Origin of the sequence: Shewanella sp. ISTPL2 (assembly GCF_013283205.1) — a bacterium.
GTDB lineage: Bacteria > Pseudomonadota > Gammaproteobacteria > Enterobacterales > Shewanellaceae > Shewanella > Shewanella oncorhynchi.
In genome coordinates this window covers 4,526,969-4,552,734 of sequence record NZ_JAAPAV010000001.1, presented here as the reverse complement: position 1 = coordinate 4,552,734, position 25,766 = coordinate 4,526,969, and the positions used below count along the sequence as shown (strand labels likewise).

Genomic DNA, 25,766 nt, shown 5'->3' with positions numbered 1-25,766 from the left:
AATCACTTAAGATGGCATCAATCGGGAAACCTTCTAAGTTAATGGCCGCATTAGCCCTAGGCACAAGTTTAGCCTTAGCGGGTTGTGCTACTACGACATCGGCGCCAAAACGCGTTGAAACTGGCAGCTTTGTGATGCCAAGTTACGACAAGTTCGTGCTGGATAACGGCTTAACTGTGTATTTAATGCCGCAGCGCGAAGTGCCTTTAGTCACCTTAAATGCCGTGGTACGTGCGGGGGCTGTCAATGACACCACCGCAGGCGTGGCACATATGACAGCAGAAGGCTTGCTGTTAGGTGCGGCGGGGAAATCTAAGGCAGATATCGAGCAGCAAGTGGATTTTCTCGGTGCAAGTTTAGTGGCCGAAGCGGATAAGGAAGGCAGTTATCTGAGTGCTGACTTTATGGCGAAGGACATTGACTTGATGCTGGGCTTATTTAGCGCGGCGATGTTAACGCCTGACTTTGATGCCGCCGAGTTTGATAAACTCAAACAGCGCGCGATTGCTGGGCTGCAGCAGGATAAAGAAAGCCCACGGGCGGTGATTGGTCGCTACTTCGATAAGCTCGTATTCGGTGCCCATCCTTATGGTAATGCGGCTTCGGGTAACAGTGATTCGCTTGAACAAGTGACTGTGTCGCAGCTGCGCGCCTTCCATAAGAGTTACTATCAGCCTTCCAATACTGCGATAACTGTCGTGGGTGACTTTGATGTGGCGACGATGAAAGCCAAGTTGACGCAAACCTTTGGTCAGTGGCAAGGCAACGAAAAACTGGTACAACCTGATTTAAACCAAGGTTTGCCTCAGTTGACCGAGGCCAAAGTCTTGCTGGTGGATAAACCCGATGCAATCGAAACTACTTTTGTGATCGGGGGCTTAGGTATTAGTCGTGACAATCCAGACTATGTAGGTTTAACGGTAGTGAACACTATTCTAGGTGGTCGTTTCACCTCTTGGCTTAACGACGAGCTGCGGGTGAACGCGGGTCTAACCTATGGCGCGCGCTCAGGTTTTAGTCCTTATACCGACTCGGGTGTGTTTACTATCAGCACTTTCACTAAGACGGAAACCACTCAAGAAGCGATGGATCTAGCCTTAAAAACCTATGCACGTTTATGGGAGAAAGGTGTAGATCAAGCGACTTTAGATTCGGCTAAAGCCTATGTTAAGGGTCAGTTCCCGCCTCAGTTTGAAACCTCAGGTCAGCTGGCAGGGCTCTTATCTGGCATGTATTTGTACGGTTTCGATGATAAGTTTATCAATGAGTTCCAAGCTAAGGTGGATGGTTTGACCTTAGAAGAAACCCAAAGGTTAGTGAAAACTTACTTCCCGCAAAAAGATCTGCAATTTGTGCTGATTGGCAATGCGGCTAAGATTGCACCGATTGCTGCTAAGTACGGCAAAGTGCAAACCGTCGATATTAAAGCCACGGGATTTGGCCAATAAGCTATTATTGCGAGGCTTGATTCGATAAAGAAAAGGTCTGCATAGTGCAGACCTTTTGCTTTTCTGTTCTTGGTGCTAGATGCAGCGTTTATTGTCCACCCGGCTTAGCATAATGGGTCATCCAATCCTTCACTTGGTTATACCAATAGATAGAGTTATTGGGTTTCATAACCCAATGGTTTTCATCGGGGAAATAAATCATCCGCGATTCCACATTGCGAGTTTGAAGGGTGCGGAACAGTTCAAACCCTTGCCCCACTGGTACCCGGTAGTCAAGTTGACCATGACTGACTAAGGTTGGGGTATTAAAGTTAGCCGCAAAGTAATGTGGAGAAATGGCTTTATACAGCTCAGGATTATCCCAGTAGTTGCCAAATCGGGTGCTGTGGACGGCAAAATCCGACGCCATTTGTGAATACATGTCGTAAACCGCAGCGTGGATCAACAAGGCTTTAAAGGGATGTGGTTGACCTAAAATAATTGAGGTCAGATAACCGCCGTAACTTGCGCCACCCGCCACCATGCGGTCGCTGTCAATCCAGCTTTGCTGTTTAAACCAGTCGGCCGCCTTGAGCACATCTTCGAGGGATTTATTCTTCCAATCTGGGTTAATCGCATCGGCAAACGCTTGTCCGAAGCCACTAGAGCCATGGAAGTTCGGCCATGCAGTGACATATCCCCAAGAAGCGAAGGTTTGTGCGTTCCAACGGTAATGGAAACCGTCAGTAATGGCGTTGTGTGGCCCGCCGTGAACTAGCATAAAGAGTGGATATTTTTTACTGCGATCAAATCCGGGGGGATAGTGAACCCACATTTGAATATCTTGATCTTGATATCCCTTGTAGGTCACTGATTCGTAAGTGCCTAAATCAACATCTTTGAGAATATCGTCATTAAAATTCTCTAGGCGTACCGTCTTACCATTGCGGGGATTAATGCTGACCAAGCGCGCTGGGTGCAAAAAGCTCTCGTTGGTGGCAATCAGTTCACCGTCTTTGCCTATGGCGGGTTGGCCAAAGTCAGTTGCCTCTGTAATGGCTTTGACTTTACCGTTTTTGGCATCGATATGATAAATGCGGTTAGTGGCGGCATCTTCGATGGTGGCATAAAAGCCTTTACTGTCGGGGGTCCAATTAAATTGGCTGACCGAACGATCCCACTCAGGTGTTAGCGTATTAAGTTTACGGCTATCGATATCCAGTAACATCAGCCTTGAAGTATCGGCATAGAAACCAGGGATTTTCTGACGGGTAAAAGCCAGCGTTTTGCCATTGGGGCTAAAGCTGGGATCAGCATCAGCGGCTTGATTTTCTGGGGTGATATTCTCTGCTTTACCACTGCCAATCGTCGCAAGGAAAATATCCAGTTTAGGGTCGATACGGTTGTCTGAGCCATAAGTACTGAAGGCAATTAAGCCTTCATTAGGCGAAATATCGTAACTTGAACTGCTTTGGCTCGAGCGTGGTAACTCATGGCCGAGCGCTTGCGTCACGGATTCGACTTCGCCGCCCGAAGCGGGGATCTTAAATACATGGGCTTGGCGACGTTCATCTAACCAATGATCGAACTGAGCGTAGGGCAAAGCGTTCCACTGGCGAGCGGAGACCTTATTGTCCTCGTCGGCTTTTAGTTGGGTTTTCATCTCGTCCCATGTTTGATTTGGGAATATATTGCTGATGAAATACAAATGCTTGCCAACCCATTTAATACCATTTACGCCAGTAGGTATGTCGGTTAAGCGCTGCGCTTCACCCGGACCGTCCATAGGCAATAGGTAGATTTGGCCTGCGTCGTCTTCATTTCGCTCACTCACAAAGGCTAAGGTTTTGCCGTCGGGCGAAAACACGGGTTCACTTACCTTTAACCCTTTGACTGTAATAGCACGATTATTTTTACCTTCGCCATCAAAACGCCATAACTGGGTCGAACCTTTATCTTCCTTCAGATCATATTCTGTGACTGGCGCAATAATATGCTCACCAGAGGGCGATACGACTGGGCTACCAATACGCTTAAGTTGCCAGAGCAATTCCACCGAGAGCGGTTTACCCTGCTCCGCAAATGCTGAGCCGAATGGCATCAACAGACAGAGCAATAAGATTCCTGCCTTCTTCACTGTGAGTCTCCTTATCATACATATAGTTATAATGATTTTATTTATGGTGCAGATTCGAGAGTATAGAAACCGAGCATGAAAGCAAACTGAGTGATAACCCATAGCGGGACGCTTTGTGTAAGCATCTGTGAATGGTTGTCGGCTAATTGTGATTTGTTGATGGCAGAATTACAGGCTAATCTAGGATGAGATTTCGGCTGAGGACTAGGTAGATGCAGAATAAAATCAATCGATTAAGACTATTATGGGGAGTGACAATTGCACTGAGTACTGTTATTCCTCTGGCTGCGCACGCGGCTAGGGTAAGTTTTAGTGAGTTTTGCCCTCAGTTTACCGGTCAATGGGTGGGCGATGCCGCTAAAGTGGGGGAAGTGCCACGAAAAGTCACAGTCACCGGATTTTGCTCCCATGATAAGCGGCAGCTGTTATTGTCTGTGAGTGTTGGCACGCGTGCGCCCTATAGTGAAACCTGGTGGTTTAGGGAGCAGGGCGAGCAAGTGTTGTTGACTTATTACGATGGCGTGTCCCAAGAGAAGCAGCAAGTCTTTAGCTTATATCGTCAAAATGGCGATTATTCTTTGCTGGGTGAGGGCGTGGTGACTGCCCGGTCTGCGTTAATTCAATTACTGTTCGAGGCAAAGGGGGCGGGTGCTCAAGCTAACACATGGCAATGGACGCAGAATATTCAATATTTAGACGATGATGTTGATCGCTATCAGCTTTTTCGCGGGATAGAGATGACGCCAGTCGCGCCATCTCCTTAGTCGCCAATCCGATTTACCTTCGATAGCGCTTAAAGTGCGCCAGCAAAATCCAGTTGGCGCCATGCTTCATAGCTGATAATTGCCACCGCATTAGACAGATTCAAGCTACGGCTGGTGGCCGCCATGGGGATGCGTAGTCTCTGCTCAGTGGGGATAGATTCGATAATCGCCATCGGTAAACCTCGGGTTTCTGGGCCGAATAGCAGCACATCGTCTTTGGCAAAACTCAGCTCAGTATGCGGGCGACTCCCCTTAGTGGTGCAGGCCATAATGCGCTTGCCCGTCATGGCTTCGAGGAAAGTATCGAAGTCTTTATGGCGAGTCACATTGGTTAAGTCGGCATAGTCCAAACCCGCGCGGCGTAGCTTTTTCTCTTCTAGATCAAAACCTAATGGCTCAATCAAATGCAGCTGGCAGCCATTGTTTGCGCAAAGGCGAATGATATTACCTGTGTTAGGTGCGATTTCTGGCTCATAGAGTGCGATATGGAACATACTGGCCCGCCTGTAGAAAATGACGGCCGATTATACGGCAAACGGTGGCCAAGCGCAGTGTCTGTTGTGGGTGGATTTGGCTAAGTTCATGCAATAGAGGTTGTGATAGGTGGAATTGTTATCTCAAGGCTTGCCTGTTTTATTATCTCAAAGTAATATATCTCAACATCAAGATACTTTTTAGGAAGTCATTATGCCCTTTATTATTGCGTTACTCGCCCCTGTATTTTGGGGGACGACCTATGCGTTAGTGAGTCTCTACTTACATGATATGTCGCCCTATTGGGTGGCTGTGTGGCGCGCGCTGCCTGCGGGGATTCTGATGTTGATGCTGCGTCCTCGTTTGCCAACTTTGGTTTGGTCAAAGCTTGGTTTGCTGGCTTTTTGTAATATCGGTGCCTTCTTCACTTTGCTATTTATCGGCGCGTATCGTTTGCCGGGCGCGGTGGCGGGAACCTTAGGGGCCACTCTGCCGCTCATCTTCTTAATACTGGCTTGGCTCATTGATAAAAAACGCCCAGCAATGAAGTGGTTATTATTAGGCTTAATGGGTCTTGGTGGGGTGATTTTACTGCTTAACCCTTCGGCGGATCTCGATCCTATCGGCGTGTTGTGCATGTTGAGCGCCACTACGTTAATTGCCTTTTCTTCTCGCTGGATGCAAAAGTGGGATGTGGGTGACTTTTTAGTGCTGACCGCGTGGCAGCTATTATTAGGCGGTTTGATGTTGATCCCACTGGCTTGGTTTATGGCAGGGCCACCGCAGCTACCGAGTATGACGCTTGTACCTTCACTGATATGGTTAGTGATTGCCAACACCGCCGTTGCCTATTGGGCTTGGTTATGGTCTATGCGAAACTTAGGGCCAGAAATCATGGGTATGGTCGCTTTAGTCAACCCTGTGGTTGCCGTATCATTAGGGGTCATGATTGTGGGGGAAACTTTAGATATGCGCCAATGGATGGGAATAGCTGTGATTTTATTGTCACTGTTATTGATGAAGTTGCCGCAGAATTTAAGGTTAAATCCATTTAAAAAAGTGCAACCCTAGTCATTATTTTGGGGTGAATGAGGCATAGATGCTAAAACGTTTGGATCTGAATTTACTGCCCGTACTCGAAATTCTACTTGAGGAGCAAAGCGTGACCGCCGCTGCTGCGCGGTTGCATTTGAGCCAGTCGGCGGTGAGTAAACAGCTCACACGTCTGAGGGAAGTATTTGATGATCCTTTATTTGAGCGTACCGCCTACGGCCTAAAACCGACACCCAAGGCTTTGTCACTCGCGCCTGAGTTGCGCCAATGCTTACAGCAATTGGCGCAATTTACTCGGCCGGACACCTTCGAACCCGCCTTGAGCCAACGACAGTTTAGAATGCATTTGGTCGAAACCACCTATTCACTGACCTTTCCTCATTTTATGCCCATGTTGCTCACTCAAGCGCCCGGTGTGAGTCTCAATTGCCAAACGTGGCGACTCGATACCATGGACAGATTACTGCGCTGCGACATCGACTTAGCCATAGGTTGCCGCGAGTGGGACGAGCGCTCGCCCATGCATGTGAATAATATTCCCGATGACTTATGCCATGTTGAGTTAGTGCAGGATTATCCCGTGTGTTTGATGCGTCGTGATCATCCGGCGTTAACACAAGAATGGAATTTAGATACCTTCTTGAGTTATCGCCATCTGCAAGTGGCCTTTGGCGGTTTAGAGCATTGGTTGCTGGATGATGTGTTGCAACTCGAGGGCCGTCAGCGGGATATTGCCGTGAATATGACCGACTTTCAGAGTGCTCTCACCCTGTGTGAACAGAGCGATTTGATCCTCTGCGCACCTTCGCGCTATGCCTTGGCTGTGATGAAGTCTTTTGAGCTTCAGTCTTTACCATCACCCATCAAGCTGATCCCCGGTGCGTATTTATTGATGTGGCACAAACACTTCGAACACGACTTGAGCCATAAATGGCTGCGAGAGTTGATTATTAGCCAAGTGCTGCGTTCGATTACACTTCAGATTTAGGCCGTTTTGGTGCGGCTAACCAAGTGATTAATGCGGGCAAGATATTTTGCCCATCTGTTAAGCCTTGCTGATAGACAGCGGTTACTTTACCGATATTGCGATCGAGCCGCGATAGATTAAGTGGTTGCGCTGGGCGGATCACAAAGGCTTTATTATTCGCAACGGCTTGGTTTAACTCGACTAATGCTTGATTATAAACACGATGGCGTTCATTTAGCGCATGGGCAACGGCGGGATAGTGTTTATAGGTTTTGCGGGCTAACCAATTCATTTTCATCGCGGATTTTTGATAATGCTGATCTTGAGTCAAGATCACCACTTGGCGTGCATAACCATCTTTGCGTGATTGCGCTAACGGTATCGGTTCGCCGATGCCGCCATCGAGGTAATGGTGTTGGTTAATCACGCTGGGTTTAGACATAAAAGGCAGGCTAGAGGAGGCAATGAGCACGTCGAGCAATTTATCGTGTTCATTAAAATCGGCCATCCCAAAGTAATCGGTGTTTCCTGTATTGCAGTTAAAGGCGCCGACCTTGAATTCGGTATTACTATTTAAAAATGTATCAAAATCAAATGGCAGCAACTCATAAGCCATGCGACGGTAGGTAAAGTCTGTATTGACATAATTACCCGTTGCCAGCCAATGGCGAATGCCCATATAGCGTTTGTCATTGAGATATTGCTGCTGAATGTGGAGATTGCGACCAAATTGGCGGGATACATAGGACGCGGGATAAATGGCACCTGCAGATACCCCAATTACATAGTTGAAGTGAAGTGACTGCTGTAAAAACGCGTCTAATACACCTGCGGTATAAATGGCCCTGAGGCCACCACCTTCCAACACTAAGGCCACATCTTTCATCGAGTTACATCTTTTTATCGGTTTATCACCGCAGAATACCCCAGCTTAGCGCAGAAATGAATGCGTGTAAGGTATCCTCAAGATGCGTGACCAACATCAAGATGATGTGACTTTTTCTTAGTTTTAATTGGTAAGATATTGGTTACGTTATCGTTTACGCTATCTTTTTGATGGCCCAGATTAACATGATAGGCTTGGTGAAAATCTGCCTGACTAAAGTATTGGCTAAGTGCATTGAGCGCTTCTTTCACTTTTGCGGGCTGCTTATCTCGCGCCGACGTTACGCTATAAACACTGTAGGTATTGAGTGACCATTCGGGTAATAGGGTGACCAGTTGGCCGCTTTCGAGGTATTTGTGTACTTCAGGTTCGGGCAGGGCGGCAAATCCTAGACCATCGAGTGTGAGTTGAATTAACGCCTGCATATTGTTGACGCTAATTCGCTGGCTTGTCAGTTCAAAACACTCTTGGCTGAAGGCGTGGGTTAAGATATCGCCTTTAGCATAAGTGTGATAGATCCGATTTAATTCAGTTAATTCCTTTGGGTGGCTAAGGTTTTTATGCATTGGCAGATAATTAGGTGAGGCGCACAGTAACATACGCCAATCGGCTAAATGGCGGGCAATTAGGTTGGAATCCGATAAGGGGCCGATGCAAATCGCCAGATCGATACCGTCGTTGACTATATCTATCGGGCCATCTTGCAGCAGTAAATTCAAACTTATCTGTGGATGTGCTGCCAACAGGTAATTAAAAGGTTCGCTTAACAGGCCGCCGCCAAATCCTATAGGCGCGGCAATCTTTAATTCCCCTGATGGAATACCTTTCAAGTTATTAAGTTTCTGCTCTGTGCTTTCGACTATCGCTATGACCTTGCGGCAATTCTCATAGAACAAACTGCCCGCTTCGGTGAGTGTGAGGTTGCGGGTATTGCGGTGGAATAGGCTGATCCCCATGTCCATTTCGAGCTTGGTCACTTGCTGACTTACCGCCGACGAGCTGAGATTTAATTGCTGCGCTGCGGCACTCATTGAGCCCTTTTCTGCGATTGTCGCAAAAACGATCATCCCTTTGATCATGTTTTTATTCATTTTTAAGTAACTCTTACAAGTGAATACCTAAAGTCTAACTTGAGCTGATTGTAACATAGAGATACATTACCGTATTGAAAATTGTTCTCATTTACAATCTTTGCTCTAATGGAGACTTGTCGGTTATGTTGTTAAGTCGTAAGAAGTACCTCGCTCAAGTGATCACCGCTTTATGTTTGTTGCCCACAGTACCAGTAACAAATGCCCTTGCGGATACCGCGTCAGATAAAGAAAAGATGATGGAAAGAATCGTGGTGACTGCATCGGGATTTGAACAGCAAATTCGCGATGCGCCAGCTTCTATCAGCGTGATCACCCGTGAGGATCTGGATAACCGCTTCTACCGCGACTTAACCGATGCCATGTTAGAAGTGCCCGGCGTGGTGATTACGGGCGGTGCAGACCGTCAGGATATCAGTCTGCGGGGCATGGGTAGCCAATACACGTTAATTTTAGTGGATGGTAAACGCCAATCCTCGCGCGAGACACGGACCAACAGTGACGGCCCAGGCGTTGAAGGCGCTTGGACGCCACCATTGGCTGCTATCGATAGAATTGAGATCGTTCGTGGGCCTATGTCGTCACTTTATGGTTCGGATGCCATTGGTGGGGTAATTAACATTATCACTCGCAAAGTGCCAAACGAGTGGCAGGGTGAGGTGCGACTCGACAGCACTTTGCAGGAGAAATCTGACTCGGGAAATGTGTATCAAGGCAACTTTTTCGTCAACGGTGGTTTGATCAAAGATCTGCTAGGGATGCAACTTTATGGTCAATATACCCAGCGTGAAGAAGATCAAATCTATGGTGGTTACCGAGGTCGCGATGCGACTAACTTGACCGCGAGATTTGCGCTCACGCCCAATGAAAATCACGATATCATGTTTGAAGTTGGCACTTCTAACCAAGAACTCGACAGCAGTTTAGGTAAAACAGTCACACCGTTAGCACCGGGCGAAGCCTGTGGTCGTCGCGGTTGCCCTGAATCTTCAACGACAGAATATGAAAACAGCACCTTCTCCCTTTCACATACAGGTCGTTGGGACTTTGGTACTTCGGATAGTTATATCAAGCATGAAGTGTTTGATAATAAATCCCGTAAGATGAAAATCACTAACACGGATGCGCAATCTAGCCTTATCACTACGTTAGGCCAAAGTCATACAGCGACCTTTGGCGCAGCATTCAACCATCAAGATCTCACCGACGAAACAGGTAACCAAGTGAGTGACTTAACTGATATTAGTCGCAAACAATGGTCGGTGTTTTCAGAGGATGAATGGCGCATTGTCGATAGCTTTGCTCTGACCATGGGGCTGCGTTTGGATGATGATGAAAACTTTGGTAATCATGTCAGTCCGCGCGTTTATGGCGTGTGGGGATTAACCGACAGCACCACCTTAAAGGGCGGTGTATCAACAGGGTTTAGGGCGCCGAGTTTACGCCAGACAGTGCCCGACTGGGGACAAGTTAGCCGCGGTGGCAACATGTACGGTAATCCAGATTTACAACCTGAAACTTCAGTTAACTACGAGTTAGGTTTGTATTCTGATCTGACCGAGAGCATTACCGCCAGCGCGGGTGTGTTCTATAACGAGTTTAATGACAAGATCACCCGCGTAGCCTGTCCTGCGACTCAATGTACCGATGGTCCAAATCAATTTGGTTCTAATCCGACGACTTATGTGAACGTCGACGAAGCTGTGACCCAAGGGATTGAACTGAGTATCGACTATCGCATTCGCTCAAACTTGAGTTTGACAGGTAACTATACCTATACGGATTCAGAGCAAAAGACAGGTGTTTATAAAGGTAGCCCATTGAATCAATTGCCTAAGCATTTGATCCAAGCGTCTTTCAACTACGAGCCTATTGATAATTTAAGCACTTGGTTGAGGGTGAACTACCGTGGCGAAGAGAGCCAACCGACGACAGGACCTTCATCGAGCAGTTTAATCGCCCCTTCTTATACTCTGCTGGATTTGGGGGCTAACTACCAGTTGAACGATAGCCTGAAATTTAGCGCGGGCATTTATAACGCCTTCGATAAGGATATTACCCAAGAAGAATACGGTTATATCGAAGATGGCCGCCGTTACTGGTTAGGTATGACCTATAGTTTTTAAATTAAAAATAGCGAGTTATAAAGAAGCCAGCACTTAGCTGGCTTCTTTTTTGATTATTCAAAATTCGGTTTACGAATAAACAGGACGCTGAGATCTTGCTTTGGCGTGAACTGTTTTTGCTGGAACTCAAAGGTGAGTGGGTCAGTTTTTTTAAGCTCGCCATCAAAACACAAGCTAATGAGATCTGTGGGCTGGGATTTTTTTAGGGTGAGTTTGAAGTCCTTAATTGACCCTTGCCAGTTATTAGCTGTGACCAAAATATAGCTAAGATGGCTCCATTCGACGCCAATCTCCTGATCTTCACCGTCTTGTTTAACGATAAGGTTGCGCTTCCTAATGCCTTGCTTGGCGCTTTCATCTAAACAGGCCAGTTCAGTGTAAGTATCAATAATACTACTGGCAGTATCGGGGATGCCCGTTGAGAGGCTTGGCGTGTAGCTATGGCTGATAGCGACAGATTGGCCCGCGGGAAAGGTTTGTTCCCACACAAAGTAATCACTTAGGGTAAAGGCGATTTGTTGGTCCTCATCCAACCATTGCTTGGGGAGCGCGGGTTTGCCCTCGGGGACTTTGGCATATTCGGCAAAGTAAGCGACTTCATCTACACCCCAGCCAAGCTGTTTCAGCTCGGTTGAAATATCGGTTTTATCGGCGAGTTGGGCAACCAGCCTGTGCTGAGTTGGCTGGGTTTTGCCATTCACTTTAAGGGTGAAGTTATCAATGCTGCTGTGATCGGCGGAGCCAAAAAACATCGGTGGCATGGGGAAGGCGATGGGGACGATAAGATCCTGCGAACTGGTGTTGGTAAACACATAATCGACCCTGACTTCGGTCTCGCTGATGAAGAGGGACTCTTTATCCATACTGATATTAGGCTGATATTTCAAGGTAATAGAGCCATTAGCATCGCCAAAACTGCTATCGTTGGCAGAGGCAGTTTCTCCGTAGACGAGTAAAACTATAGCAAAAAGGGGTATGGCTAAGTGTGCTGACATGTACTTCTTAACTCTAGTTGGATGTTTTAGTATCAATGGGGAACGATTATTGCGCGCGGGCGAGGTCGATGGCCGCACTTATCGCATTTCGCGCTTGTGGGCTATTTTTCCAGCAAGTAGTGCGCAGCATGCTGGCGACTAAGTTAGCAATATCATCCACTTCGTGTTGGGCGAGTTGTTGTAGCGAGCTGATGCCAATTTCTTCGAAGCGTTTAATTACTGTCGGGCCAACGCCTTTGAGTGCTAATAAGGCTTGTTTTTCTTGTTCATTAAAACCCATAACGAATACTCCTTTATTGTTGGGATTGTGCTCAATTAATAGTACTGGGCAAGATTACCTTTAAACCGAGTTAACAAAAAGGCCCTCGAAGGGCCTGTTTAGTCTTTATGAATCAACAATCATCAATAAGTGTTACATATCGCAGGGTTTGAGTGGCTTACGCAACTGGGCGCGCACGTTGTCCATGCCTGAGTAAAACTCTTTCATCATCAATAGACCCATCATCTTGCCGTTATCGGTGACTATCAGATTGTCGGGATCTGTTGGGTCGTTTTTGATGGCGCCAATCAGTTTCATCGAGGTCATTTCTTTAAATAAGGCGGTATCTAAATTGACGCCAAAGGTTTCGCGGAAATATTTACGCGATAAACGGCCGGAGAACATGCCCAGCAAAAAGCGATATTGCATCACGTCTTTTTTGCTGTAGTTCTTTTGTTGCTCGACACCCATTTGACCCGCTGCGATGCGTTCTTGGTACTTACGTAGCGAGAAAGTGTTCACATAAAGCGTGTCATTTAAGAAGCTAAATGAGCCCGAACCTACCCCTAAATATTCGTCGTAATCGATAACGTATTCATCAAATCCTTCGTCATCGGTTTTACCAAATGCCCATGCAGACAATTGATTATATTGACCATTAAGACTGTTTAATATTTGGCGATATTGGTTTGCCATATCCGCTTGCGGCGCCGCTAATTTGCCTTTAACGCTTTTACGGGTTTGATGAGTGATCATCAGCGGATAGGTGGTAATTTGTCTTGGGTCTAAGCGCGATGCCATGTCGAGATCGTGTTGGATCACTTCATCGGTTTGGCCGCGGAAACCAAAAATCAGGTCGACGTTGATAATAGGGAACAACTCTTTGGCACCCATGATCTTGTCGAAGGTTTGCTGACCCGTGCCGAATTTATCGAGTCGGTCGGTCATTTTTAAAATATCGTCATTAAAGCTTTGTACGCCGATAGACATGCGATCCACTAAGCCTTTGAGCTGTTTAAAGCCTGGGCTGTCTAAATGCTGCGGATCGGACTCGCAGGAGACTTCTTTAATGCTAGGAAATAGGGTTTTAGCGTGTTCTATGGTGCGGGCTAATTCGTCTTCTAATACCGTGGTGGTACCACCACCAATGTACATAGATTCAAAGTCATAGCCGAGGGCCTTGACCATTTCCATCTCTTTACGTAATGAGATGAAGTAGGCACGCGCCTTGTCTTCCTTAAACATAAAACGGTGGAAGGTACAGTAAGAGCACAGGGTATGGCAGAAGGGAATATGTGCGTATAGCATATATTTTTTGCCTTCAACCGGTGCTGGCATCATTTCTGCGGAAAGCGTATCGAGGCGAAGATTCTTATCGACATAGTACTGCATGACCCGTTCCATCGAGCCGAGCATCCAGTTAGGGACGGTAATATTCGCTTGATAAGGCGTTGCGATAGCGCCGCTGAGCGTTTGAATAACTGATGACATAACGATTCCTATCTGAGAGTGCTAACCGTAAACACCGAAATTGCTTTAGGTAATTCACGACCACCTAGCGCAATAAGACTACCTCGTATGTAATTGTTAAAACGTGAACTGGTTATAAGTTACGGTTTCCTAACAAGGAAATCACGGGCTTTTTGTTAAGCAGATCATGTTTTAGCGATTGAGAATGCATTTTTATCATACATTTTTTAGCGGAATTTATTGTAGATTTGCGGGGTTAGCTTGCCGTGTCAGTCTAAATACTGAGATTGAAAATCACCATTCTAGGCATTTTGTTGCTGGCGGATTAGCGCTTGTCTATCCAAGGGACGGCTGTCATCATCCGAGCGATAAAAATAACCTCTTGATGTAAAGGGCCCACTATGTTGGCAAACGTAAACCGCTTCTTCCCGCTGTTGGCACTGATAGGCGCAATGACAGCTTATCTGATACCGAGTTGGTTTACTGAGCTTAAATCCGCCATAGTGCCGCTGTTGGTGATCATCATGCTATCTATGGGGCTCACCTTAGATCTGCAGGATTTTGCTAATGCCTTCAAACAGAAACGTGCGGTACTCGCAGGACTCGTGCTGCAATTTTCGGTCATGCCGCTCAGCGCATTATTGATCAGCCTGTTATTAGGATTAGATAGGGAACTCACCATAGGCATGGTGCTAGTAGGCAGTGTTGCAGGCGGCACCGCCTCAAACGTGATCTGTTATTTAGCGAAAGGCGACGTGGCTTTATCGATAACCATGACGGCCCTATCAACCTTAGCGGGCGTGGTGTTAACACCACTGATTATTAAGCTGTTGATTGGGGAAATGATCGATATACCCTTCGCCGATATGCTGCTGAGTTTAGTGAAAATTGTGCTAATCCCTGTCAGCGTTGGCGTGATTATCAATCATTTTTTTAAATCGCTGGTGGCTAAAGTCGCTCCTGCATTGCCACTGATTTCTATCTTGGCAATTGTGATGGCGATTACGATTATCGTGGCGTTAAATGCCAATCAGTTTGATAAAGTTGGCCCCATTATTCTGCTGGCCGTGTTCTTACATAATGGTCTTGGTCTCGCCTTAGGCTATTTCTGTTGCCGTTTATTAGGCTTTAACCACACAGTTTGTAAAACTATCTCTATCGAAGTTGGCCTACAAAACTCCGGTCTCGCCACTGCTTTATGTATTAAATTTTTTAGCCCCATTTCCGCTATCCCCAGTGCCATCTTCTCGATATGGCATAACCTATCAGGCGCCATGTTGGCCGGATATTGGGCGAGGGAATCGCAAGATTAATAAGATGTTGCTGTCGAAAATAGACTATGCCTGTAACCTGAGCAAGCGCGGCCACAGGCTTAAATTGCTGTGACTAATTAACCGGTAATGGGGTCTCGACGGGCATAAGTGTCAGCTGCAAGATATTTTCTTGCCGGCTTAATGCCAGTGGCAGTGTGTAGTTGGGAAAGCGCAATCCGAATACGGCACCTTGTTGTAACAAGTGATACAGCTGATCTGTCATGGCAATCGTTAAACTGGCGCAGCCATGCTCATCGACTCTGCCTTCTAGTGGTAAGGCGATTTTGTCAGCTAAGGTTAGATACGCCGCCATACGCCAGTGAGAGTTTTCTCCAATATTGTATGTGCTGCCATGCAGTTGGTTGTAGCCTAAACCACAGGCCTGCAAGCTTAATTGGTTTTTGGCCGCTGTTGGCAGCGAAATAATCTGTTGTCGCTGCTGTGCCAGAAACGTGCCCCACGCCAGGCGATGAATAACTGAGTCCAGTGAGATGGGAACATACTCATCTTGCTGTTTTAGAGCATTAAAGCGGGCAATGCCCTGTTCCAATTTCGTGAGATCATTTTCGTATTCTAGTTGTGCATTAAGCAGATTATATGCGGGCATTTTAGCTTGTTCCATGCCGGCTAACGCTGCTTTCTCGTAGTATGCCAGTGCTCGCACTTTATCGGCTTCTGCGCCCAAACCGCGCTCTTCCATGCTGCCTAAATGATAGTTAGCGATGGCAACTTGATGCTTAGCACCTTGTAAAAATGCGGCTTTCGCACCGCTGTAGTCATTTTCATTCAACAGCAGAGCGCCGTAGTTTGTCCACGCCGTACCGTCATCTGCTGCCATACCCAATTCTAGCCACTTTATGGCTTGCTGGCGTAACTGCGGGATGTTGAGGCTTTCTCTTTCGCTGCCGACACTTTGCATCGCCATTAAGTACGCGCGCAGACACTCGCGTGAGGCATTATCCAGATAGAGGTTATCGGGCTGGAGTTCAAAGGCTTGCCCAAAGTAACTCCCCGCTTGCTGCGCCGCAGTGATTGCTTTCGCTAGATAGAACCTTGAGCTGGGATCTGCCGGACTGTGTGCTCGTCCTAGGTTATATAAGGTCGGTAGTTTAAGACCCCGCGCCAGCGCTTCTTCTAACAAGGGGATGGCCTGCGTTTTGCTATCATTATCCAGCGCCATGCTGCCTAGATTATGGCTGGCACGGGCCGAACCTAAGGCTCTGGCTTGTTCATAGTATTGGCTGGCGGTGGCATTGTCTTGCGTGACGCCACGGCCGAGATGGTAGGCTTTACCCAGTAAGAATAACGCCTCAGCATTGTTCTCTGCTGCTTGCTGCTGTGCTTGTTGCAAGAAAGCGTCGTATTGTTGTTGCTCAAATAGCTGTTCCAGCGCGGACTTTTCTGCAGTTGCTGCAAAGCTTACTGTCAACAGTAATAGGAGAGTCGCAATAGTGAATATCTTCATAACATCCTTGTCGTTAAGCGGGTACTTGTAAGCGGTAGTGCTAGTGAAGTTGTTTAACGTAGAGGCTTGTTATGCTACAAGCAAGCCTTGCGGTTTACCACTGTGTTATGGATCGGTGGATGAATTGCAGCGGTAGCACTGCCGTGTGTTGGCGTTACATGGAAGCCGACGATAGCTAATCGTTGATTAGCTGAGTCCGAAGTTTTTTAGTGGCATTTAATATTGTGGGAGTGGGAGATGGGCAATACGCATCTTCATTCCTGAACTATAGGCTTCACGCTCTTATTATTGCTTTAGTACTGTTGGCACTGAATCAATTTAATCATTTTTTGATAAATAATTTTTCTAAAAATACAGCATTAATAATAGGTTAGTTTTCTTGGCTGCGATTTATATTGCAGGTGTGTGACTCGCTTTATATCTCATCTAAAAATCTGACAGCCCAATAATTTTTGTTATTAGGCCGCAGATTTAAAAGCTTTTTTCAGGGAGCCTAAACCTAAAGCTTAAAATGCGAGACCACAACGACGAGTTGTTCCTTCGTCGCGGCCAAAGAGGTTGCGCTATTGAGGGTGGCTTTACCGCTTTGATTCAGTTCATCGACCATTTCACGAATGGTGGTCAGATTACGGTTTATCTCTTCGGTCACAGCACTTTGCTCTTCTGCTGCGGTGGCGATTTGATTACTGAGCCCATTAATATCGAACACATAAGTGGTCAGGGTATCAAGGTTTTCCGTCACCAGATTGGTGGTATCGGCGGCTTGCTGGCAACTGTGTTTAGTTTGCACCATTGCGGTTACGGCGGCATTGGCACCAAGATAAAGTTGTTCCAGCATCTGGTTGATTTCTGCGGTACTTGCTTGAGTGCGTGCGGCCAGTGAGCGAACTTCATCGGCGACAACAGCAAAGCCTCTACCTTGTTCACCTGCACGGGCGGCTTCGATGGCTGCATTAAGCGCTAGCAGATTGGTTTGATCGGCAATTTCACCTATTACATTCAAAATCGCGGCGATATGACGGGTATTTTCGTTCATATCATTAATCGCATCAGCAGCGACATCGACTTTAGCGACTAAGGCTATCACAGTGTTGGCAGCTTGTTCGACGGCTTGCTTTGATTTATCCGCTTGCGCATTTGCTTGTTGAGTAAACTGGGCTGCGGATGCAGCATCACCCGCGACATTATGGGCCGTGGCGCTCATTTCAGTCATGGCTGTCACGACTTGGTCGGTTTCAACGGCGTGGATTTGCAGTGCATGATTATTGGCATTTGACTGCACATTCAATTGCCCTATTTGGTCGGACATATGATCCGAGGCTTGGGCAATTTCAGACATAATTTCACGTAGATTACCTATCACGCTGTCGAGATCTTCTGCGAGTGAGCAGAGCTCATTTTGTCCTTTAATATTTGTTTTATGAGTTAGGTCGCCATGGGCAAGACGTTCCATTACCCGTTTTATCTCATTGATTATGTGGACGAGTTGTTTACTCATAATGAGGGCGCTGAAGAGTGACGCTACAATCGCGAACAAGATCAATCCCAGTAGGATGCTTTCTGTTGAGGTGACTTTATCTTCAGCTTGTTTGCCTAACTCATGATTTCGCTGAGTGATCAGCGCGACTAATTGGTTGATTTGATTACTGACCTTAGGCCCGAGCGCTGCACGCTCAGCGGTTAGCTCAGGTACTGCTCCAGTTTGTTTAGCGAGTGCCAGTTCTTCTTGGTAGAGACGAACATAATGTTCTGTTTGTGGTAAAAGAGTGTGAATAGCTTGAGCATCAGTGCCCATGAAGTCGGTATTAAATTTGGTCAGTTGAGAGACAAGTTGTGCGACCTTATGTTGTTGATCGGCGATAGCTTTACCGTTGTGGACTAAGGTGGCTAAGCGCAGCTCAAAAAAGGATTCTCGTACTGTAGTGAAAGTTTCTGCGAGCTGAGTGTTGTCGACTAGGCTTTTACTGGTCTCACCGAGTTCGTTAAAACTGCGATAGCACGAAATACCTATGATGATCAGTAAGATACTTGTAAACACTGATGGCAATGCCGTCAATGTACTGGTTTTGGCATTTTTAAACATGGTGACCTTCTAGGATAAAAAGCAGCAATGCGTAATTTAATTACGCTATAGGTAATTTTAGCGTGTGCGTGAGCTAGCCAGCAAGAGAGTATTTTATGGAAATGTCCACTAAGATACTGTTTTTAATTGAATTGTTTTATTGGTGTTGCATCTGGTTGGTTGCTAAGTTACGAAATGTTGTGTTGTTTAAATTCAACTTTTATCTAGATTATTGTTTTTATTATTAAATGACTATGATACATGCAATTTTTTTACAGTGATTTAGCATTTAAATTGGTCTTTGTGATCTCGTACTCAAATGCTACAAATGATTCAAAATGTAATTCAGACATATAGTTAAAGCCGATGACTAATGCTGAAATAAAAGCCCCCGCCAGTAGTGATTGACGGGGGCTCTACGTTTGCTAGTGGCTAAGTATTTTTTGGAATACCTACAACTAGATTCCAGTCTTATTCTTTATATTTAAGCGTGCCGTTGGCTTTGATTTCATCAAACCATAGGTTGTGATGTTGGCTTGCCCAGTTTTCATCACAGTAGCCTGACACCATACATTCCATACCACCTTCTGACATCACAGTTGCCATGAAGATGTGTACGATAGAGAAAGCACAGATCACGATAGCGCTCACTGAATGCAGTACCAGGGCGATCAAGCTTAATGTACGGCTTGGCTCGAACAGGTTAGGGAAGAGTAATAACATGCCCGAGGCCGAAATCACTAATCCAAACAGGGCAAATGCCCAGAACCACATTTTCTCACCCGCGTTAGCAAAACCTGCATCTGGGTGCTTACCTTTGAACGGACCAAAGTTAATGTAACCGCCTACTACCATGAACCACTTTACGTCGTACATTTTTGGCAGTTGGTTTTTTGCCCATAGGGTGGTCATCAATGCCCAACCTATCATGAAGGGAATCGCCATCACGTCATGGATTTGCTTCGCGCCATAGACGATTGCTTCCCAGATGCCTTCGCCCAACCAAGGTTGGAAGAAAAAGCGACCCGCCAGCAAGGTTAAGCCTGTTAAAATCAACAGTAAGCATGGAATCGCGCCTAACCAGTGGATTGAAACATCAAACTTAGACCAGCGATGCACTAACTTGCCTGAAAAACCATGGTGCAGCTTGGAGATGCCATTCACCTTGATAAATAGGACAAAGATAATGATCATACCGAATAGTGCAGCCATTAAGGCGGGCGCTAACCAGTCGCTACGCAGCGCTAATACCCGTAAATCGTAGGTATTGATCGGCTGAGCATGAAACTCACTTTGGGAGGTAGTGTATCCCGTGGCACCATCCTTCAGTTGTGCCCAAATTTGGGCATCAGACTGTTGAACTTGATTCGCCAGTTCATCACCACCATTGGCTATACACACAGCACTAAATAACAGTGCTATGGCTAAACCTATGTGTTTGAACCATTTGTTCATCATATATCCTCTCTCACTTAGCCGCGCCCACCTAGGAAGGCGCTAAGCTAAGTCTGTGGACAGATCCTGTTGACCTGAATTAATTCCAAGCCGCGTTTTTAGCACCACGATAAGCCACACGCTCACGGAAGATGCTTGAAACCACTTCGGCATCACCCGCTAACAGGGCTTTAGTCGCGCACAGTTCTGCACACATAGGCAGTTTACCTTCGGCAATACGGTTTGAACCGTATTTTTGGCGTTCTGCATCTGAGTGGTTTTCTTCTGGGCCACCGGCACAGAAGGTACATTTATCCATCTTACCGCGGCTACCAAAGGCACCTTTTTTCGGGAACTGAGGTGCGCCAAATGGACAGGCGTAAAGGCAGTAACCGCAACCAATACAGGCATCTTTGTCGTGTAGCACTATGCCGTCGTCGGTTCTGTAGAAGCAGTTTGCTGGGCAAACCGCCATACAAGGTGCATCTGAGCAATGCATACAGGCGACAGAGATTGAGGCTTCACCACGTTGACCATCGTTGATTGTCACTACGCGGCGGCGTTGGATACCCCACTCGAGAGCGGAGTCGTTTTCGTTTTTACAGGCAGTGACACAACCGTTACATTCGATGCAGCGCTTGGTATCACACAAAAATTTCATTGTAGCCATAATGGCAATTCTCCTAGCTTAAGCTGCACTTACGCTTTAACAATCTGACAGAGTGATGCCTTGGTTTCCTGCATTTGTGTCACAGGGTCATAACCATAGGTCAGCGCAGTGTTACAAGATTCACCAATAACGTAAGGCACTGTTCCATCTGGATAATTAGGCGCTAAACTTTCTCCGTGCATCACACCCGCAAAGTGATATGGCATAAAGGTAACGCCGGGTTTTACCCTTGGGGTAACCATGGCTTGTACCTTAATACGGCCACCTTCGGCGCCTTCTAACCAGACGTCTTCACCGTTACGAATGCCGCGATCGGCAGCGTCGGCAGGGCTTATCTCAACGAACATTTCCTGTTGAAGTTCAGCCAGCCAAGGGTTGGAGCGAGATTCTTCACCACCACCTTCGTATTCAACCAGACGACCCGATGTCAGTACCAACGGGTACTTGCCGCTCATGTCTTTGTCTTGGATAGACTTATACAGCGTAGGGAGACGGTGTACTTGCATGTCGTCATAGGTTGGGTATTTCGCCACTAAGTCACGACGTGCTGTGTATAACGGTTCACGGTGCACAGGGACTTGGTCAGGGAAAGTCCAAACAATACAACGAGCTTTAGCATTACCAAAGGGGATACAACCGTGCTTGATCGCCACGCGCACTATGCCGCCTGACAAATCTGTTTTCCAGTTTTTACCTTCGGCTTCCGCTTTTTCTTCCGCCGTCAGATCATCCCACCAACCCAATTGTTTGAGCATATCGGCAGTAAATTCTGGGTAACCGTCTTGAATTTCAGCGCCTTTAGAATAAGTGCCATCGGCTAAAATGCTTTGACCCTTATATTCAACACCGTAACGGGCGCGGAAGTTACCACCGCCGTCTTTAACGTGTTTGGCTTGGTTATAGAGGATCTGAGTGCCTGGGTGTTTAGCTTCTGGCGTACCCCAACATGGCCAAGGTAAACCGTAGGTTTCGCCTTTAGCTGGGCCGCCTGCGGCTTCCAACGTCTTGTTGCTGAAAGTGCCCCAGTTTTGGGTGTGTAACTTGATACGCTCAGGGCTTTGACCTGTCATACCGATAGTCCACATACCGCGGTTGATTTCACGGGTGATTTCTTCAATCACAGGTAATCCATTTTCAATCGCAATGCGTTTAGTGTACTGCTCGGCAATACCCAGTTTTTGGGCTAAACGGTACATGATTTCGATGTCGGTTTTAGACTCGAACAGTGGCTCGATGACTTGCTCACGCCACTGGATAGAACGGCCTGAGTTAGATACTGAACCGTGAGTCTCAAACTGAGTTGCCGCAGGCAGCAGATATACGCCATTCTTACGACGGTGCATAACACCTGCCATCGTTGGGAATGGGTCGACAACGACGACTGTGTCCATCTTGTCTAAGGCATCACGCACTTCACGCTGACGGGTTTCAGTGTTGACAGATTGTCCCCAGAAAAACGCCATACGGATATTATCTTTCTGCGCTAATTTGCTCTTATCTTCTAACACACCATCGTGCCAACGAGAACAAGGGATACCCGGTGTCGTCATTGGATCTTTGCCAAGGTAGGCTGTTTGATCGAAACGACCTTTCACCCATGCCATGTCCAGATCCCAAACATGGGTCCAGTGACTCCATGCTGCTGAGGTCAAACCGTAGTAACCGGGTAAGTTATCAAATAACAAACCTAAGTCAGTTGCGCCTTGTACGTTATCGTGGCCACGGAAAATGTTAGTGCCGCCACCTGAAACGCCCATGTTGCCTAGTGCTAATTGCAGAATACAATAAGCGCGAGTGTTGGCATTACCAACGTGGTGTTGAGTTCCACCCATACACCAAATCACAGTGCCAGGACGGTTATCAGCCATTAATTTAGCCGCTTGATAAACCTCGGCTTCGCTCACGCCAGTGATGTTTTCGACTTCTTTAGGTGGGAACTTCTTCACTTCAGCACGGATACTTTCCATCTCGAAAACGCGGTGCTTGATAAAGGTTTTATCTTCCCAACCATTTTCAAAAATGTGCCATAACATACCGTAAATAAACGGAATATCAGTGCCTGGGCGAATTGCACAATGCAAGTCTGAATGCGCTGCAGTGCGAGAGAAACGTGGGTCAACGACGATGATTTTGGCGTTGTTTCTTTCTTTAGCGATCAGAATATGTTGCATCGAAACGGGATGCGCTTCTGCTGGGTTTGCCCCGATCAGGAAGATGGCATGAGCATTCTGGATATCGTTGAAAGAGTTTGTTTGCGCACCGTAGCCCCAAGTGTTAGCAACACCGGCTACAGTGGTAGAGTGACAAATACGAGCTGAATGGTCGACGTTGTTTGTGCCCCACATAGCCGCCAATTTGCGGTACATGTAACAACCTTCGTTAGAAAACTTAGCGCTACCCATGAAGTACACTGAGTCTGGGCCAGATTCTTTACGAATGTTGAGCATTTGGTCGCCCACTTCGTTAATAGCATCTTCCCAAGAGATTTTTTTCCACTTGCCATCAACCAATTTCATTGGATATTTCAGGCGTTTTTCACCATGACCATGCTCACGCAGTGCAGCACCTTTCGCGCAGTGACCACCAGCGTTGAATGGATGGTCGAATGCGGGTTCTTGGCCCGTCCACACACCATTTTGTACTTCGGCATACAGGCCACAACCGACGGCGCAGGCACTACAAATAGTACGTTTGATTTCGATTGGCGCATCATGCGGCACTTCTTTGGCTTCGACACGACGCATCATGCCTGTGCCCATCAGAGATGCTGCGGCAATACCACCAGTAGCGATACCTGCGTGCTTCATAAATTGACGACGGCTGATGCCTAACGCCGGTTTGTCTGCCACTGTGGCAACATTGGACTTGCGAGTTAACTTCATCGCTGACTTCTCCTAGATTAGCTGCGCAAGCTATCGTAATAGCTGCTGATATGCGCAGTTTCGTGGTAACCCTTTGACTCTTTAGTGGTTACCTTGCTGCTCTCGCTGACCTGTGCCACGCTCATGCCGGTTGCGGCAATGGCGGCACCCGCTACGCTGCCGACGGTGAGCGCTTTGAGCAAAGATCGGCGAGATAAATCGCTGGGTTGCTGCTTCATGCTGACTCCTGAAATTAGGGTTTAGTTTTTGAGATCGCACGGCTTTTTGTGGGGGTTTATCTTGTTATCAAAAAGTGAAGATTAGCGGCGGAAAAGATAATGAAATCATCTTGTTTACCATCAATCATCGCGCGTGACGGCAATATAGTAGGAAAGGGTTGAGTAGGAATTGATCTAGGACAGTTTGCAGCCCTGAAATCTGCGGCCGTTCTCTTAAAGCGTTAACTCGCTCATAGTTTAGTGAACTACTGGGGAGGATGGCGTTGGCGGATTTTTGTATCTCGCCGTTTCAGTTGTTAATTTTTTGTACTGTTGAATTAGGGTATCAGTGCGAATAAAAAACACCCCGCGATGCGGGGTGTTTTGAGGATGTAAAAGCTGCGGTTTAACTTAGTCTTTATACTTTAAGCTGCCGTTGGCTTTGATTTCGTCATACCAGAGATTATGGTGCTGGATTGCCCAGTTTTCATCACAATAGCCTGACTTCATACACTCCATACCGCCTTCGCTCAGTACGGTCGCCATCCAAATATGCACTATAGTAAAGGCAATCAAGATAATGGCGCTGATAGAGTGGATCAGCAGCGCGCCCATAGAGGCTTCGCGGGGTAAATCCAAGCCTGGCAATACCAACATGATGCCAGATACGCTGATGAATAAACCAAACAACATCAGGGTCCAGAACCACATTTTTTCACCGGCGTTAGCGAAACCACTGTCAGGGTGCTTACCTTTGAACGGGCCAAAGTTGATATAACCACCTACCACTAAAAACCATTTCAAATCATACATCTTGAAGGTTTGTAACGGCATCCATTTCACCACACATATAGCCCAAGCCGCGATAAAAATGGGACCTGCCCAATCGTGGATTGTTTTGCTGCCATAGATCAATGGCGCCCAAAGGTCGGGGCCTAACATTGGCTGTATGACATGCTTACCTAACATTATGGTTAGACCGGTAAACATCAGTGCCAGACAGCTGCTCGCCATGACCCAATGGATCCACAGATCCGCCTTTGACCAGCGCGAAACCATCTTGCCTGAAAAGCCATGGCTCAGTTTTGATGGACCATTCACCAGATAAAACAATAAGAAAGCACCAAACACACCTACCACGGCTAGCGCCATGACGGGGGTTAAGTATTCATTTCTCAGTTCTTTACCTTGGTTACCGGCAACGTTAATCAACACCCCAGTATCTATCCCTTTGGCAGTGGTATAGCCGGCATCGCCTGCTTTTACCGCTCGCCAAAGATCGGCATCGCTGGTTTGCGCTTTCGCCTGTTGTTGACTCGATTGCTGATCACTTGCGTGTACTGGGTTTGAGCTCATGACTGAACCTAATCCCAATCCCATGACGAGCACCAACAGAGCAAACAGACTGCGCAGTGATTTGTTTAACTGTTTGTTTAACATTTTCACTCCTTGCCAGAGGTTAGGGATTTCTCCCTAACCCTCGCTCTGCTTAGTTAATCTCACCTGTCTTGGGGTTGTAACCCCAAATCACGTTAGGATTGCCTCGAGAGGCCATACGTTGACGGTAAATGTTTGATACCACTTCCGCATCACCTGCGAGCAGCGCTTTAGTAGAACAAAGCTCAGCACACATAGGTAACTTGCCCTCAGCAATACGGTTGGCGCCGTATTTTTTACGCTCGGCTTCGGAGAAGGTTTCTTCTGGGCCACCGGCACAGAAAGTACACTTGTCCATCTTGCCACGACTACCAAAGGCAGTCTTTTTCGGGAATTGCGGTGCACCAAATGGACAAGCATAGAAGCAATAACCACAACCGATACAAGTATCTTTGTTGTGCAGCACTATGCCGTCTTCGGTACGGTAGAAACAATCTGCCGGACATACGGCCATGCAGGGAGCGTCAGTACAGTGCATACAAGCCACTGAAATTGAGGCTTCGCCAGGTAGACCATCGTTGATCGTCACCACGCGGCGACGTTGAATTCCCCACTCGAGAGCGGAGTCGTTTTCGTTCTTACATGCAGTGACGCAACCGTTACACTCGATGCAGCGCTTGGTGTCACACAGAAATTTCATGACTGCCATAATGGCTT

Annotated in this window: 21 protein-coding genes; 6 read left to right on the top strand and 15 right to left on the bottom strand. The window is 46.9% G+C overall.

Features of this window, described 5'->3' with window-relative positions; translation table 11 throughout:
- Nucleotides 1–11: 11 nt before the first annotated feature.
- Nucleotides 12–1,448 carry a pitrilysin family protein gene (locus HUB64_RS20225; RefSeq protein WP_173497949.1) on the top strand — a complete coding sequence of 479 codons (1,437 nt, stop codon included), beginning with the start codon at nucleotides 12–14 and terminating at the stop codon, nucleotides 1,446–1,448.
- An 88-nt stretch (nucleotides 1,449–1,536) separates the two neighbouring features.
- On the opposite strand, the gene HUB64_RS20220 is transcribed toward HUB64_RS20225, so the two are convergent.
- On the bottom strand, nucleotides 1,537–3,564 hold the full coding sequence (locus HUB64_RS20220; protein ID WP_173497719.1) for a S9 family peptidase: 2,028 nt from the start codon (nucleotides 3,562–3,564) through the stop codon (nucleotides 1,537–1,539).
- A gap of 212 nt (nucleotides 3,565–3,776) precedes the next feature.
- Here HUB64_RS20220 and HUB64_RS20215 point away from each other — a divergent pair, with 212 nt between their 5' ends.
- Nucleotides 3,777–4,328: a hypothetical protein gene (locus tag HUB64_RS20215; protein WP_173497718.1), complete on the top strand. Its 552-nt coding sequence runs from the start codon at nucleotides 3,777–3,779 to the stop codon at nucleotides 4,326–4,328.
- Nucleotides 4,329–4,357: 29 nt separating this feature from the next.
- Here the strand turns inward: HUB64_RS20215 and trmL are convergent, their stop codons facing one another.
- On the bottom strand, nucleotides 4,358–4,822 hold the full coding sequence (gene trmL, locus HUB64_RS20210; RefSeq protein WP_105250569.1) for a tRNA (uridine(34)/cytosine(34)/5-carboxymethylaminomethyluridine(34)-2'-O)-methyltransferase TrmL: 465 nt from the start codon (nucleotides 4,820–4,822) through the stop codon (nucleotides 4,358–4,360).
- A gap of 193 nt (nucleotides 4,823–5,015) precedes the next feature.
- On the opposite strand from trmL, the gene HUB64_RS20205 reads away from it, so the two are divergent.
- Together HUB64_RS20205 and HUB64_RS20200 are read left to right on the top strand one after the other, a co-directional pair.
- Nucleotides 5,016–5,873, top strand: a complete 858-nt coding sequence (locus HUB64_RS20205; protein ID WP_173497717.1) for a DMT family transporter — start codon at nucleotides 5,016–5,018, stop codon at nucleotides 5,871–5,873.
- Nucleotides 5,874–5,901: 28 nt separating this feature from the next.
- Nucleotides 5,902–6,843 (top strand): LysR family transcriptional regulator, encoded by a 942-nt coding sequence (locus tag HUB64_RS20200; protein ID WP_173497716.1) that lies wholly within the window; start codon nucleotides 5,902–5,904, stop codon nucleotides 6,841–6,843.
- On the opposite strand, the gene HUB64_RS20195 is transcribed toward HUB64_RS20200, so the two are convergent.
- The gene (locus HUB64_RS20195; protein ID WP_173497715.1) at nucleotides 6,827–7,708 is read right to left on the bottom strand and encodes a patatin family protein; all 882 of its coding nucleotides are present in this window, start codon (nucleotides 7,706–7,708) and stop codon (nucleotides 6,827–6,829) included. The two genes, HUB64_RS20200 and HUB64_RS20195, sit on opposite strands and share 17 nt — an antisense overlap.
- 77 nt (nucleotides 7,709–7,785) lie before the next feature.
- Nucleotides 7,786–8,799, bottom strand: a complete 1,014-nt coding sequence (locus HUB64_RS20190; protein WP_173497714.1) for a LysR family transcriptional regulator — start codon at nucleotides 8,797–8,799, stop codon at nucleotides 7,786–7,788.
- A gap of 125 nt (nucleotides 8,800–8,924) precedes the next feature.
- Here HUB64_RS20190 and HUB64_RS20185 point away from each other — a divergent pair, with 125 nt between their 5' ends.
- Entirely contained in the window at nucleotides 8,925–10,925 is a 2,001-nt protein-coding gene (locus HUB64_RS20185) for a ligand-gated channel protein (protein ID WP_173497713.1), read from the top strand.
- Nucleotides 10,926–10,978: 53 nt separating this feature from the next.
- Here HUB64_RS20185 and HUB64_RS20180 read toward each other — a convergent pair whose 3' ends face one another.
- The 3 genes from HUB64_RS20180 to HUB64_RS20170 all read right to left on the bottom strand — a co-directional run bounded on the left by HUB64_RS20180 (nucleotide 10,979) and on the right by HUB64_RS20170 (nucleotide 13,670).
- Entirely contained in the window at nucleotides 10,979–11,920 is a 942-nt protein-coding gene (locus tag HUB64_RS20180) for a DUF4424 domain-containing protein (RefSeq protein WP_173497712.1), read from the bottom strand.
- A gap of 46 nt (nucleotides 11,921–11,966) precedes the next feature.
- Entirely contained in the window at nucleotides 11,967–12,200 is a 234-nt protein-coding gene (locus HUB64_RS20175; protein WP_011787794.1) for a hypothetical protein, read from the bottom strand.
- A 132-nt stretch (nucleotides 12,201–12,332) separates the two neighbouring features.
- Nucleotides 12,333–13,670, bottom strand: a complete 1,338-nt coding sequence (locus tag HUB64_RS20170) for a coproporphyrinogen III oxidase family protein (RefSeq protein ID WP_105250563.1) — start codon at nucleotides 13,668–13,670, stop codon at nucleotides 12,333–12,335.
- A 380-nt stretch (nucleotides 13,671–14,050) separates the two neighbouring features.
- Between HUB64_RS20170 and HUB64_RS20165 the strand changes: the two genes are divergently transcribed.
- Complete coding sequence (locus HUB64_RS20165; RefSeq protein ID WP_173497711.1) at nucleotides 14,051–14,962, top strand: bile acid:sodium symporter family protein; 912 nt, start codon at nucleotides 14,051–14,053, stop codon at nucleotides 14,960–14,962.
- Between the two features lie 73 nt (nucleotides 14,963–15,035).
- Here HUB64_RS20165 and HUB64_RS20160 read toward each other — a convergent pair whose 3' ends face one another.
- From HUB64_RS20160 to fdh3B (HUB64_RS20125), 8 genes are all read right to left on the bottom strand, one after another.
- A complete protein-coding gene (locus tag HUB64_RS20160) occupies nucleotides 15,036–16,427 on the bottom strand; it encodes a tetratricopeptide repeat protein (RefSeq protein ID WP_173248128.1) in 1,392 nt (463 codons plus the stop codon).
- A 499-nt stretch (nucleotides 16,428–16,926) separates the two neighbouring features.
- Nucleotides 16,927–18,510, bottom strand: coding sequence for a methyl-accepting chemotaxis protein (locus HUB64_RS20155; RefSeq protein ID WP_173497710.1), 1,584 nt, complete (start codon nucleotides 18,508–18,510; stop codon nucleotides 16,927–16,929).
- 450 nt (nucleotides 18,511–18,960) lie between these two features.
- Nucleotides 18,961–19,944 carry a formate dehydrogenase subunit gamma gene (locus tag HUB64_RS20150; protein WP_131525797.1) on the bottom strand — a complete coding sequence of 328 codons (984 nt, stop codon included), beginning with the start codon at nucleotides 19,942–19,944 and terminating at the stop codon, nucleotides 18,961–18,963.
- 79 nt (nucleotides 19,945–20,023) lie between these two features.
- Nucleotides 20,024–20,593: a formate dehydrogenase FDH3 subunit beta gene (fdh3B, locus tag HUB64_RS20145; RefSeq protein ID WP_105250558.1), complete on the bottom strand. Its 570-nt coding sequence runs from the start codon at nucleotides 20,591–20,593 to the stop codon at nucleotides 20,024–20,026.
- 29 nt (nucleotides 20,594–20,622) lie between these two features.
- Complete coding sequence (locus HUB64_RS20140; protein WP_173497709.1) at nucleotides 20,623–23,475, bottom strand: molybdopterin-dependent oxidoreductase; 2,853 nt, start codon at nucleotides 23,473–23,475, stop codon at nucleotides 20,623–20,625.
- Between the two features lie 17 nt (nucleotides 23,476–23,492).
- On the bottom strand, nucleotides 23,493–23,693 hold the full coding sequence (locus tag HUB64_RS20135) for a twin-arginine translocation signal domain-containing protein (RefSeq protein WP_105250556.1): 201 nt from the start codon (nucleotides 23,691–23,693) through the stop codon (nucleotides 23,493–23,495).
- Between the two features lie 390 nt (nucleotides 23,694–24,083).
- On the bottom strand, nucleotides 24,084–25,112 hold the full coding sequence (locus HUB64_RS20130; RefSeq protein WP_173497708.1) for a formate dehydrogenase subunit gamma: 1,029 nt from the start codon (nucleotides 25,110–25,112) through the stop codon (nucleotides 24,084–24,086).
- A gap of 49 nt (nucleotides 25,113–25,161) precedes the next feature.
- Entirely contained in the window at nucleotides 25,162–25,758 is a 597-nt protein-coding gene (gene fdh3B, locus HUB64_RS20125) for a formate dehydrogenase FDH3 subunit beta (protein ID WP_006083566.1), read from the bottom strand.
- Nucleotides 25,759–25,766 lie beyond the last annotated feature (8 nt).

What these genes read in the sequence shown, in the direction of transcription:
- HUB64_RS20225 (WP_173497949.1), top strand. Translation starts at nt 12, where the DNA reads ATGGCATCAATCGGGAAACCTTCTAAGTTAATGGCCGCATTAGCCCTA.
- HUB64_RS20215 (WP_173497718.1), top strand. Translation starts at nt 3,777, where the DNA reads ATGCAGAATAAAATCAATCGATTAAGACTATTATGGGGAGTGACAATT.
- trmL (WP_105250569.1), bottom strand. Translation starts at nt 4,822, where the DNA reads ATGTTCCATATCGCACTCTATGAGCCAGAAATCGCACCTAACACAGGT.
- HUB64_RS20205 (WP_173497717.1), top strand. Translation starts at nt 5,016, where the DNA reads ATGCCCTTTATTATTGCGTTACTCGCCCCTGTATTTTGGGGGACGACC.
- HUB64_RS20200 (WP_173497716.1), top strand. Translation starts at nt 5,902, where the DNA reads ATGCTAAAACGTTTGGATCTGAATTTACTGCCCGTACTCGAAATTCTA.
- HUB64_RS20195 (WP_173497715.1), bottom strand. Translation starts at nt 7,708, where the DNA reads ATGAAAGATGTGGCCTTAGTGTTGGAAGGTGGTGGCCTCAGGGCCATT.
- HUB64_RS20190 (WP_173497714.1), bottom strand. Translation starts at nt 8,799, where the DNA reads ATGAATAAAAACATGATCAAAGGGATGATCGTTTTTGCGACAATCGCA.
- HUB64_RS20185 (WP_173497713.1), top strand. Translation starts at nt 8,925, where the DNA reads ATGTTGTTAAGTCGTAAGAAGTACCTCGCTCAAGTGATCACCGCTTTA.
- HUB64_RS20180 (WP_173497712.1), bottom strand. Translation starts at nt 11,920, where the DNA reads ATGTCAGCACACTTAGCCATACCCCTTTTTGCTATAGTTTTACTCGTC.
- HUB64_RS20175 (WP_011787794.1), bottom strand. Translation starts at nt 12,200, where the DNA reads ATGGGTTTTAATGAACAAGAAAAACAAGCCTTATTAGCACTCAAAGGC.
- HUB64_RS20170 (WP_105250563.1), bottom strand. Translation starts at nt 13,670, where the DNA reads ATGTCATCAGTTATTCAAACGCTCAGCGGCGCTATCGCAACGCCTTAT.
- HUB64_RS20165 (WP_173497711.1), top strand. Translation starts at nt 14,051, where the DNA reads ATGTTGGCAAACGTAAACCGCTTCTTCCCGCTGTTGGCACTGATAGGC.
- HUB64_RS20160 (WP_173248128.1), bottom strand. Translation starts at nt 16,427, where the DNA reads ATGAAGATATTCACTATTGCGACTCTCCTATTACTGTTGACAGTAAGC.
- HUB64_RS20155 (WP_173497710.1), bottom strand. Translation starts at nt 18,510, where the DNA reads ATGTTTAAAAATGCCAAAACCAGTACATTGACGGCATTGCCATCAGTG.
- HUB64_RS20150 (WP_131525797.1), bottom strand. Translation starts at nt 19,944, where the DNA reads ATGAACAAATGGTTCAAACACATAGGTTTAGCCATAGCACTGTTATTT.
- fdh3B (WP_105250558.1), bottom strand. Translation starts at nt 20,593, where the DNA reads ATGGCTACAATGAAATTTTTGTGTGATACCAAGCGCTGCATCGAATGT.
- HUB64_RS20140 (WP_173497709.1), bottom strand. Translation starts at nt 23,475, where the DNA reads ATGAAGTTAACTCGCAAGTCCAATGTTGCCACAGTGGCAGACAAACCG.
- HUB64_RS20135 (WP_105250556.1), bottom strand. Translation starts at nt 23,693, where the DNA reads ATGAAGCAGCAACCCAGCGATTTATCTCGCCGATCTTTGCTCAAAGCG.
- HUB64_RS20130 (WP_173497708.1), bottom strand. Translation starts at nt 25,112, where the DNA reads ATGTTAAACAAACAGTTAAACAAATCACTGCGCAGTCTGTTTGCTCTG.
- fdh3B (WP_006083566.1), bottom strand. Translation starts at nt 25,758, where the DNA reads ATGGCAGTCATGAAATTTCTGTGTGACACCAAGCGCTGCATCGAGTGT.